Annotated in this window: 13 protein-coding genes; 9 read left to right on the top strand and 4 right to left on the bottom strand. The window is 51.7% G+C overall.

Going from position 1 to position 9,469, the window contains the following annotated elements:
- Positions 1 to 945, bottom strand: a 945-nt coding sequence (locus tag VGA14_RS07655) for a DDE-type integrase/transposase/recombinase (protein ID WP_331003165.1), incomplete at its 3' end; no start/stop codon positions are given.
- Between the two features lie 105 nt (positions 946 to 1,050).
- Here VGA14_RS07655 and VGA14_RS07650 point away from each other — a divergent pair.
- Positions 1,051 to 1,227 (top strand): hypothetical protein, encoded by a 177-nt coding sequence (locus tag VGA14_RS07650; RefSeq protein WP_331003164.1) that lies wholly within the window; start codon positions 1,051 to 1,053, stop codon positions 1,225 to 1,227.
- A 4-nt stretch (positions 1,228 to 1,231) separates the two neighbouring features.
- Here VGA14_RS07650 and VGA14_RS07645 read toward each other — a convergent pair whose 3' ends face one another.
- Positions 1,232 to 1,579 carry a hypothetical protein gene (locus tag VGA14_RS07645; protein ID WP_331003163.1) on the bottom strand — a complete coding sequence of 116 codons (348 nt, stop codon included), beginning with the start codon at positions 1,577 to 1,579 and terminating at the stop codon, positions 1,232 to 1,234.
- Between the two features lie 131 nt (positions 1,580 to 1,710).
- Here VGA14_RS07645 and VGA14_RS07640 point away from each other — a divergent pair, with 131 nt between their 5' ends.
- From VGA14_RS07640 to VGA14_RS07605, 8 genes are all read left to right on the top strand, one after another.
- Positions 1,711 to 2,589, top strand: a complete 879-nt coding sequence (locus VGA14_RS07640; protein WP_331003162.1) for a hypothetical protein — start codon at positions 1,711 to 1,713, stop codon at positions 2,587 to 2,589.
- A gap of 279 nt (positions 2,590 to 2,868) precedes the next feature.
- Entirely contained in the window at positions 2,869 to 4,230 is a 1,362-nt protein-coding gene (locus VGA14_RS07635) for a DEAD/DEAH box helicase (RefSeq protein ID WP_331003161.1), read from the top strand.
- A 39-nt stretch (positions 4,231 to 4,269) separates the two neighbouring features.
- On the top strand, positions 4,270 to 4,761 hold the full coding sequence (locus tag VGA14_RS07630) for a hypothetical protein (RefSeq protein ID WP_331003160.1): 492 nt from the start codon (positions 4,270 to 4,272) through the stop codon (positions 4,759 to 4,761).
- Positions 4,762 to 4,789: 28 nt separating this feature from the next.
- On the top strand, positions 4,790 to 5,206 hold the full coding sequence (locus VGA14_RS07625; protein ID WP_331003159.1) for a zinc ribbon domain-containing protein: 417 nt from the start codon (positions 4,790 to 4,792) through the stop codon (positions 5,204 to 5,206).
- Between the two features lie 188 nt (positions 5,207 to 5,394).
- Entirely contained in the window at positions 5,395 to 5,949 is a 555-nt protein-coding gene (locus VGA14_RS07620; protein WP_331003167.1) for an adenylate kinase family protein, read from the top strand.
- Positions 5,950 to 5,991: 42 nt separating this feature from the next.
- Complete coding sequence (locus VGA14_RS07615; RefSeq protein ID WP_331003158.1) at positions 5,992 to 6,405, top strand: Lsm family RNA-binding protein; 414 nt, start codon at positions 5,992 to 5,994, stop codon at positions 6,403 to 6,405.
- The gene (tgtA, locus tag VGA14_RS07610; RefSeq protein WP_331003157.1) at positions 6,405 to 7,925 is read left to right on the top strand and encodes a tRNA guanosine(15) transglycosylase TgtA; all 1,521 of its coding nucleotides are present in this window, start codon (positions 6,405 to 6,407) and stop codon (positions 7,923 to 7,925) included. The genes VGA14_RS07615 and tgtA overlap by 1 nt, the downstream gene beginning before the upstream one ends.
- Positions 7,879 to 8,520 carry an endonuclease V gene (locus VGA14_RS07605; RefSeq protein WP_331003156.1) on the top strand — a complete coding sequence of 214 codons (642 nt, stop codon included), beginning with the start codon at positions 7,879 to 7,881 and terminating at the stop codon, positions 8,518 to 8,520. The genes tgtA and VGA14_RS07605 overlap by 47 nt, the downstream gene beginning before the upstream one ends.
- Positions 8,521 to 8,692: 172 nt before the next feature.
- Here VGA14_RS07605 and VGA14_RS07600 read toward each other — a convergent pair whose 3' ends face one another.
- Both VGA14_RS07600 and VGA14_RS07595 read right to left on the bottom strand, forming a co-directional pair.
- Complete coding sequence (locus tag VGA14_RS07600; RefSeq protein WP_331003155.1) at positions 8,693 to 8,986, bottom strand: 4Fe-4S dicluster domain-containing protein; 294 nt, start codon at positions 8,984 to 8,986, stop codon at positions 8,693 to 8,695.
- A gap of 132 nt (positions 8,987 to 9,118) precedes the next feature.
- Positions 9,119 to 9,352 (bottom strand): hypothetical protein, encoded by a 234-nt coding sequence (locus tag VGA14_RS07595; RefSeq protein WP_331003154.1) that lies wholly within the window; start codon positions 9,350 to 9,352, stop codon positions 9,119 to 9,121.
- Between the last annotated feature and the right edge of the window lie 117 nt (positions 9,353 to 9,469).

Raw genomic sequence — 9,469 nt, 5'->3', positions numbered from 1 at the left:
CGTGGTCTTTTCCTTGTCGCGTACCACGTCGTTCAGCCTCTCAATCTTGTTATTGTTTTTGTCCCCTGAGATGTGTATGTGCCTAATGTGCTTGGTTTTTGGCATGGCCATAGTGTAGTATTCTCGCCTACAAACTTCCTCGAAATTCCGCGCTCCATCGCTTATCAATGTCATTGGCCTTTTACCAGCGACTTCACGCGCTTCTTTAAACAATGGCCTGACATCTTCCGTGTATTTGGTGTGCGCTACCTGCTGAGCAATCCAGAAACGTGTTTCACCATCCATTATAGCATACAAATACTTCAGGTTGCCACTGACTTTCAAGTACATTTCATCAGTCCGCCAAACGTCAGACACTTGTGGCTTTATCTTTTCGAGATAGTTTTCCATCAGCTTTACGTACTTCTTTATCCACCTGTACACGGTCATGTGGTTGCCTTGATAGCCCTGCAACCTCAGGAACTTCTGCACGTTTCTGAGGGATTCGCCAGTAAAGTAAAGCTGCATTGCCGCAGTGATAACCTGCGCCGGTGCCTTCATTCCTGCAAATCCCAGATTGACTGTAAAGTACCTTTCACAGTCTTTGCAGTACAGCCTTTGAATGTCGCCGCTGTGCTTGTTGTGCCTTATGCCGCTTTTGATGATATTCTTTGAAGTGCAGAAAAGGCATGCTGACAGATTGAGCACAGCGATTACAGTGTTGGCCTTTACCTGCTCTCTTAATTTCAGACTATATTCAACAGCAAAGATGTGCTTGCATTTCACGCTCCTATACGTGTGGTCGGGGCATGAGCAAGCAAAGCCGAATATCCCGCAAATGACCTCATAATCGCCGCTGCCAGATTGCGACTTGACCGAGTAGGTGTTTTCGTTTATCCTAGTCACCGCGCCCTGCATCTGGGCGATTTGTTCAGCCTTTTGTTCGCGGGTCAGTCGGCTCATCATATCTACGTAGATATAGAATAGCCCAAGCTATAAACCTTTTGGTGTCTACGTAGATATGTTTATATACGTAGATATTAATAAATACCACGGTGACAAAGTTTAGCCATGCCAAAATGGAAAAAAGATGCCACTGAGTTCAAAGTAGGCGTTAATTTTGTCGATAAAAGAGGTTATTCCAGTACTATTCCAAAACCCGTTATGGAGGCTCTAGGCGAGCCTGAAAATATCAAATTTATTGTCAAAGGAAAAAAAGTGGAAGTGATGGCGGCGCAGTCTCCATAAGACCTTACTTTGCAGTTTTGGCCTGAATGAGTCGATCGACGTTTTGGTTTATTGCAGTCCTGATGCAATCTCGAAGTGCTAGAGCCATTGGTGATTTCAAATTGAGAATATACATTGTGGTATTGCCGATCGGTCGATTTTCTTTGATCAAATCCTTGCTTACCAAATGCGCGACAGCTCTTTGTACGGTTCGTAGAGGTATTCCTGTGATACGGCTCATCTCTGCTGGCGAATAGTCGAAATCCTGATTCAGGATAAGGAAATCTAGGATTCTAGCTACAGAATTTCGGAATATTCCTTCCAGCGGTGTATCTCTGTTGTATTCCACCTCTTGTCTATCCGAAGATTCCATGTGGATACATAGCTGCAGCTTGTAGCTATATAAACTTATGCCATATACGGCACATATAAATACTACATAGTGGCATCTGAATGCCGTATATGGCATAGCTTAATATATACGACAGTCAGCTTACTGGCAGCATGGTTTCGGTCGAGAAATGGATGCAATGGATTGCTATTCAAATTTTGTCGGTAATGGGTTCCCCATGCATGTTAGAATCGACGTTGAAGGCGCGTGCAGGGCATCACGCTGATGGAAATCTCGACTTGGCGTTGCGCAGACTGATGGACATGGGCGTGCTTAAGTTGGACGAAACGGAACGGCAGAGGACTTACAGCATACCAGAGACTTCTGAAAAACTTGCGCAGGCAAGGGACATCGCGAACAATGTACCAATCATCAATACGCCAAGCACGCCGGAAGTAGTCCAAAATTATCTCCCTGACCCTGAGGGTTTTGAATATTGGTTCACGCCGCCTGACAATCCAAGTCGTGTTAAGAAGAAAAGCATCTATGATTATTTTCGCGGCAGCATAGACTTACAGGATTACGCTGCGAGAATAAGGTCTCAATCCAGCCCTGACCCAGAATTGTATTATACTGGCTCAATACATGACCCTGATTCTTGGGCTGCCAAGGCTTGGAAGATCATCAATGAGCTGGCGCGTGCTAGCGCAGACGGAACTTTCTCACTGATGCAGCTGCTAAAGAGAGACAACCGTGTATTTGAAGGCGGAACCAAGAGACGAGGTAAAATCTTGCTCGCGATTTTTGAAAGAGAAGGGTGGATCGTCAAAGTAGAGAAGCGCGGGAACAGCGTCCTTTACCGTCTTTCGGACGCTCCTCCGCCAGAGCCAAAGCACACAAACATGTCGATAGAGGATTACGTAAACAAAGAGCAGAAGCCAAAGTCTGAACCGTCAGACTTTAACGAAGGGTTGGACGAGATGGACGAGTCAATACAGGCAAAAGGCAAGAAGGATAGTAATCCTGCCAACGATAGCAAGAGCGGATTATGATGGAGTGGTTGCTCGTTGGTGAGAGGTATGAAGTGCACCTTTCCGATGAGGAATATGAGGATACCCAACTAGCTAGCTATTAATGAATTACGCAATAGCTGAATACCTGCTGCTTTGTTACATCCCTATAGAACCCCCTCAACTGCCGCAGATGCTACAGAACCGTGGTTAGCTAGCCTTATATCCTTGTAAAATCTACAAAGGTACAGACAAAGGTTTTACGGCAGGAAACGATGACGTCAGACTTTTGTGACAAAACAAACAGAAAAAGTGAGAAATATGACAAAGACGTTTGAAGAATTGGGTCTGAGCGCAGAATTAACCAAGGCGCTCAGCGAGAATGGATTTGAAGTGCCTTTCCCCATCCAAGAAGCAGCTATCCCGCTCGTCTTGGAAGGCAAGGACGTGATTGGGCAGGCCCACACAGGGACCGGCAAGACGGCAGCATTTGGACTGCCCATTTTGGCCCGAGTAAGCAACGAGGGCCCCGTCCAGGCACTGGTGCTTGTGCCGACAAGGGAACTTGCGGTGCAGGTGACAAACGAAATCAGCCGGTTTGCAAAGTACACAGGCATAAGGACGGTCGCCATATACGGCGGCCAGGGCATTAACATCCAGATGGAGAAGATTAGGCGGGGCGTGCAGATAATAGTCGCTACGCCTGGCAGGCTCATAGACCACATTAAGCAGGGGTCGATAATACTTGACGACGTCAAGTTCGTAGTCTTGGATGAGGCAGACAGGATGCTTGACATGGGATTCATTGACGACATCAAGTTCATCTTGTTCTACGTCAGCGATGAACGGCAGACGTGCCTGTTCTCCGCCACCATGCCGCCCGAGATTTTGAGGCTGGCAGAGGAGTACATGAAGGAGATAGAGCACATCAGGCTCAACCAGAAGGAAGTGACGCTTGACACAATAGAGCAGTCGTACCTCATAGTCGAGGAGCGAGAAAAGTTCAAGCACCTGTGCAACTTTATCAAGCAGAACAAGGACGCCAAGGCGCAAACCATAGTATTTGCCGCAACGAAATCGCGGGCAGACAGGGTCGCGTACCAGCTCAGACGCGAAAACTTTTCCGCAATCGCAATACACGGTGACCTGACGCAGCGCCAGCGCGACAACGCCATGTTCAAGTTCAGGAAGGGCACGGAAGACATCCTGGTAGCAACAGACATTGCGGCAAGGGGCATCGACGTGCCGGCAGTGGGCAACGTCATCAACTATGACGTCCCGGACGAGCCCGACGTGTACTTCCACAGGATAGGAAGGACTGCGAGGGCTGGCGGTGCAGGCAAGGCCGTATCGCTTGTCTCAGCTGAAAGGACGGCCGACTTTGAGCGGATACTCGAGCGGACTACGCTCCCGATACGCAGGCTGAACGACGAGCTTGGCATCGCAGTTCCTGCAGCGCAACCACGCATCGCCACCGTCGGAGGCTACCGCAGGTCGTACGGTGGCGGCTATGGCGGAGGGGGCTATGGCGGCGAAAGGCGCGGTGGTTACGGGGGCAACAGGAGCTATGGCGGCCAGAGAAGGGGCGGCTATGGCGGCGAAAGGCGCAGTGGTTACGGGGGCAACAGGAGCTATGGCGGCCAGAGAAGGGGCGGCTATGGCGGCAACCGCGGCCACTACTAGCGGGAATCATTTTTAAGTCCCACACGACTCTTTTTTGTCATGTCCTTTGGCGTCGACACGTTTGGCGGCCTTTCAGAGAAGTTAAAGCAGCTGTCAGATGACACGCAGAACATGTACGAGGCATTCCTAGACGTCACCCAGCTTTACAAACAGGGCAAGATGAACGAGAAAGAGTATTTCGCCAAGATAGGCGATTACCTCGTCGCGACCTCGGCGATGAACTTTCTTGCCATTAGGGTGATTTTCGAGATAAAAGGGGTGCTTGACAAGGGAACGCCGATAAAGAGCCCGACCGGGGGCTTTGCAGCAGGCCCGCCGCAGCAGGCCGGCTTTGGAATAGGTGGATTTGTAGGCGCAGGTGGCACAGCAGGTCCGTCTGCAGGCTACACTCTGCCGTCGCCCCAAGTCGAGCCCACGTTCAAGCCGGTGGACATCGAGCTCCCCAAGAAATCGACCAAGAACTGCATAATATGCGGGGCAGCCATACCGGCGCAGGCCAAGTTCTGCAGCAAGTGCGGCAGGTCGCAATAATTAATAGCGACTTTCTGCACCGGATAGTATGGCCAAGGTTTTCAACGGCAGGGCAGCAACTGATGATTACATGTCCACACATACTCTCACGTTCTCGACGCCCGAGATGACACTCCGCAAGTTCGCGCTCTGGCTTGGCGAGCAGGTCAGTGCGCAGGGCGGAAAGGAGCAGGTGCCCCGGCTGATTATGTACATACAGGAAAAGGGTGCAAAGAGCAATTCCGAGTTTGTGCCAGACACCGACGACACGTTCAGGCCCACCGGTGCAGTAACTGACATGTACGGTGGCGCGTCTTCGGGTCCAACCAAACAGATGGCGCCCCCCAAGCTGACGCCCCTTGACAGGGAGACGCTGGAGCCGGAAGGCAGGTTCTGTGTCAGCTGCGGCCAAAAGCTAAAGGCAAATGCGCGGTTTTGCACAAAGTGCGGAAACCAGCAAGGCTAGCGCTCCTCTCTCTCTTTTAAGCTCAGATAGCATTCGTTGCAGATCGTTTTTGAAAAGATAAAGTTGAGAGAGTAGAACCAGACCCTGCCGCACGACTCGCACGTCTTCACAGTGTATTTTCAAGGACCGTGTGGATAAACCTATAGCGAAAAATAGCGGGCGAGCGGAGGGGTTCCTGATTGAAGATAGTGATAACGGGCAACCCGGGCACGGGCAAGCATACGAGTGCCCGCCTCGTCGCAGGGCGATTGAAGGCAGAGGTGGTGGACATAAACAAGCTAGCAATTGACAACGAAGCGATCGCTGCCAAGACTGCCAAGGGGTTAGAGGTTGATTTGAAAAAGCTTGGCAGATTGCTTGCGGGCATTTTGAAAAAGAAAGGCAAGTTTGTGGTAGTGGGCCACCTTGCGCCCTATGTCTTGAAGACTGCGGGTATCGACGTGGTCGTAGTCCTAAGGCGCTCGCCGGCTAGGCTCGAGGAGACCCTGAAAGAGCGCGGCTATGCGCGGGAAAAGATAAATGAGAATGTCTCTGCCGAGATCCTCGGGATATCACTGTACGATTCGGTAAAGGCGTTTGGCAAGCGCAAAGTTGCCGAGTTTGACACGACGGGCAAGGAGCCTGAGCAGACTGCCGACGACATTGTTGCAACGGTGCAAAAGAAAAAGCCCAAGCGCGCGGGCACGGTTGACTGGCTTGCAGTCGTTTCTGAAGAGGAAGTGCAGCGGTTTTTTGCATATTAGGCCAAAAATTCGTATATATACAACCGAGCGGTTGAGAGTGTCATGGCAGCAGTTGTAGCAAGAAAATTTGGTGAAGAGACGCTTCAGTTCGTTGGCAAGAAAGTCGCGGTAGAGACATCTGATAACAAGGTTTACAACGGCACGCTTGCAGGTGTGGACGACAAACTTGACGTGGTGCTGGACAACGTGGAAGGTCACGGCATCCGGAAGATGATCCTGAACGGCGCGTTCGTGAAGGAGATACGCCTGATGGAAAAGCCGTTCGACTTCAAGGCACTTGCGGACAGGCTTGCGCGGGTGTTCCCCGGGCTTGTCAGGATCCGCGAGGACGTGGGTGCCATCATCGTGATGGACAAGATAAAGGTGACGCAGGCGGGCGTCGAGGAGGGAACCGGCCTCTCTGCTGACAGGGTCAGGTCGGTCTTTGACGAGTTCATGAGGGAGACAAAGAAGTAGTGTTCGAGGTCCGGTACACGGATCTTGCGGCCCGCATAGGCAGGCTCGAAACGCCCCACGGCGTCGTGGAGACGCCCGCATTCGTACCCGTGGTGCACCCTGTAAGACAGACAATAAGCCCGCAGTTTCTGAAAGATATGGGCTTTGGCCTTGTCATCACCAATGCGTACATCACGCTCAAGCAGTACGGCGACGAGGCCCGTAGGCGTGGCATACACGACATCATCGGATTTGACGGGGTGGTGATGACGGACTCGGGCGGCTACCAGGTGTTGGAATATGGATCCGTAGAAGTCGAGCCGGCCACGATGGCCCAGTTTGAGAAGGACATCAAAAGCGACATACCGATTCCGCTGGACAAGCCTACCGGCTACGGCTTGCCCTACGAGCGCGCCAAGGAGTATGTGGACATTACGCTTGAAAATAGCAAAGAAACATTGCGTGTAGTGGGCGACACGGACGCGGTGTGGGTCGGGCCGGTGCAGGGCGCCGAGCATTTCGACTTGGTGGAAAAGTCCGCAATGGCACTTGACGGCATGGGGTTCCAGTTCATGGCTCTTGGTAGTCCTGTCGAGCTGATGGAGGCGTACGAGTTTGCGACACTTGCACGCATGATAGCAAGGGCAAAGAAGGCCGTACCGTCAAAGCCCATCCATCTATTTGGCGCGGGCCACCCCCTCACGATACCGGTTGCAATAGCTTTGGGCTGCGACACGTTTGACTCGGCGTCCTACATGCTCTACGCCAAGGATGATAGGTACATGCATCCTGGGGGGACCGTGAGGCTCGGCGAACTCGCGTATCTTCCCTGCCAGTGCGCCGTGTGCGTCTCGTACACTGCAGATGAGCTGCGCGCCCTTCCTAAGGAGCGCAGGATGTTAGAGGTGGCAAAGCACAACCTGCACGTGCTGAAAGCCGAGGTGGACGCGACGAAGCAGGCGATAATGGACGGCCGGTTGTGGGAGTATGTCATGCAGAAGGCCCGCGCGCATCCCAAGCTGATGGAGGCAGTACAGCTTTTTGCAAGCGACGAATTCGGGTACCTTGCAGAAGGCACGGCGGCTTTCAAGGAAAAAGCGATATTCTTTTTCGATGCAATTGACCAGCACAGGCCCGAGGCGCGAAGGTACAGGCGGCTTACTTCAGAGTTTAGGTCGCAGAAAAAAACCCTGATGCTGTTCCCGGAGGGCGAGGTCCATCCATTTTACTCGACGCGGGGTTTTCGAGAGCTTGTAAAGAAATTCCCTGGAGCGCAGCTTGCGACTTACAACCCATTCCTCGGCGTTATCCCGGCAGAGATATCCGACGTTTTCCCGGCGTCCCACAACGTGACTGCAAGGGTAGAAAGAGACTCCAGCAATTACCCCACGTTCGTTGAGTCGCTGAAGAGCTTTACTGCAAATAACAACTTTGACGAGATTATTACAGTCGCCGACGCCTTCATGAAACAGGCTATGGCGGAAGCAAAGCTAAATGCCCGCGTCGAAGATTATTCTGACCACGTCATTGAAAGGCTTTAGGCTCCCATCCACCCCGCAATCTGCGACAACGCAGCAGTTAAAGGTTGCAGGAAAGGTGGTCGCGCATGACGATTTTGAGGAAATAGATCTTGTGTGCGGCGTCGACGTCTCGTATGGTAGCGGCGTGGCGCAGTGCGCCGCAGTAGTAGTCGATCGCGAGCTGAACGTCGTCGAGCGCGCAACCACTAAAAGCGCAATAAGGCACCCGTACATCCCCGGGCTCTTCATGCTGCGCGAGGCAGGTCCGGCCTTGCGCACGCTAAAAAAGCTCAAGCGCTACGACCTGCTGCTGGTTGACGGTCACGGCCGGCTACACCCTCGCAGGTGCGGCCTTGCGTGCTATCTGGGTGTTGCCTTGGACAAGCCGGCAATCGGCGTCGCCAAGAGCATGCTCTGCGGAACGGAAAGCAATGGTCAGATAAAGCTCGGGGGCGAGATTCTGGGCTGCGTCGTCACGGGCAGGAAAAAGCTGTACGTGAGTGTCGGCCACAGGATATCCCTCGAATCGGCGGTAGCCATAATCAGAAGCATGACAAAGAAAGGAGAGTGGCTGCCCGAGCCTCTCAGGCTGGCAGACACCTATTCTAGGCTTTGATCAGTATCGGTTTTTCCTCTACCTGTTCCAATTCAGGTTCCGGTTCGACCTGTTTTCTGGCCCTGTATTTTCGCGGCAAATCATAGTGCATGTAGTCGCACATTACGATAATTATCGACATACGACTAGATAAGGTTTGAAAAAGGAAAAAGGAAAAGAGTGGATGGGACGCTTAGCCTTCTTCCCAGCCCTTGCTGAACACACCGTTCTTGTGCAGCGCGACTGGTTGTCCGGGGGTGTATTCCATTGGCCTCATCCAGAAAATAGAGTGTGTTGGGCACACGCCGATGCAAGCTCCGTCAGAAATGCATCTTTCTGGATAGAACACGAATGCCTTACCCCTCTTCCATCCTTCCACCGGCTTGACTCTGAGTACGTCTGGACCGAGTGCGGTGCAGATTTCTACACAAAGTGCGCAACCGATGCATCTTTGCTCATCTACGTCTGGAAGTATAGCAATTGGCATCTGTTAAATCACTAATCGAAGAACAATGCTCGAAACTATTTAAACCCTATGCATTTCTCAAAACGCTGTTATAACAATCGTTGAGCTTGGAAGAATTGAAAGGATGAAAAAGAAAGAGAAAAGAGAAAAGAGTTACTTTCCGCCAGTTTTAACTGCTGCTCTCAGGACGTCGACCTGACCACTGTGCAGCCAGTCTTTCAGTTCTTCATGGCTCGGCTTGGCGTCGTGCTTGCCGGCCAGATGCAGGTGCAGAAGAACATAGTTAATCTGGTTGAGCAATGGCTTGTTCGCCTCGTCGCCCTTGCGAGCTTTTGCTTTTAAGTCAGCTGGAACAGTCTTCCACCAGTCGTCGAATTTCCTAACCATAGGACAAGTTTTATGTTCGCAACTTAATAAGCGTTTTGGGGTTCTGTAAACGGTGTTATGTGGTGCACATCGACGTTTGCTGCGCGCCAAGTAAAATATAGGGATCGCATGGTGTGC

The organism is Nitrososphaera sp., from assembly GCF_036397675.1.
Classification (GTDB): domain Archaea; phylum Thermoproteota; class Nitrososphaeria; order Nitrososphaerales; family Nitrososphaeraceae; genus Nitrososphaera.
This window is presented reverse-complemented; position numbering and strand designations above follow the sequence as displayed.

Coding starts and splice junctions, on each gene's coding strand:
- VGA14_RS07605 (WP_331003156.1), top strand. CDS start 7,879: ATGCCCGCGTCGAAGATTATTCTGACCACGTCATTGAAAGGCTTTAGG.
- VGA14_RS07650 (WP_331003164.1), top strand. CDS start 1,051: ATGCCAAAATGGAAAAAAGATGCCACTGAGTTCAAAGTAGGCGTTAAT.
- VGA14_RS07615 (WP_331003158.1), top strand. CDS start 5,992: ATGGCAGCAGTTGTAGCAAGAAAATTTGGTGAAGAGACGCTTCAGTTC.
- VGA14_RS07635 (WP_331003161.1), top strand. CDS start 2,869: ATGACAAAGACGTTTGAAGAATTGGGTCTGAGCGCAGAATTAACCAAG.
- VGA14_RS07645 (WP_331003163.1), bottom strand. CDS start 1,579: ATGGAATCTTCGGATAGACAAGAGGTGGAATACAACAGAGATACACCG.
- VGA14_RS07630 (WP_331003160.1), top strand. CDS start 4,270: ATGTCCTTTGGCGTCGACACGTTTGGCGGCCTTTCAGAGAAGTTAAAG.
- VGA14_RS07600 (WP_331003155.1), bottom strand. CDS start 8,986: ATGCCAATTGCTATACTTCCAGACGTAGATGAGCAAAGATGCATCGGT.
- VGA14_RS07595 (WP_331003154.1), bottom strand. CDS start 9,352: ATGGTTAGGAAATTCGACGACTGGTGGAAGACTGTTCCAGCTGACTTA.
- VGA14_RS07625 (WP_331003159.1), top strand. CDS start 4,790: ATGGCCAAGGTTTTCAACGGCAGGGCAGCAACTGATGATTACATGTCC.
- VGA14_RS07640 (WP_331003162.1), top strand. CDS start 1,711: ATGGTTTCGGTCGAGAAATGGATGCAATGGATTGCTATTCAAATTTTG.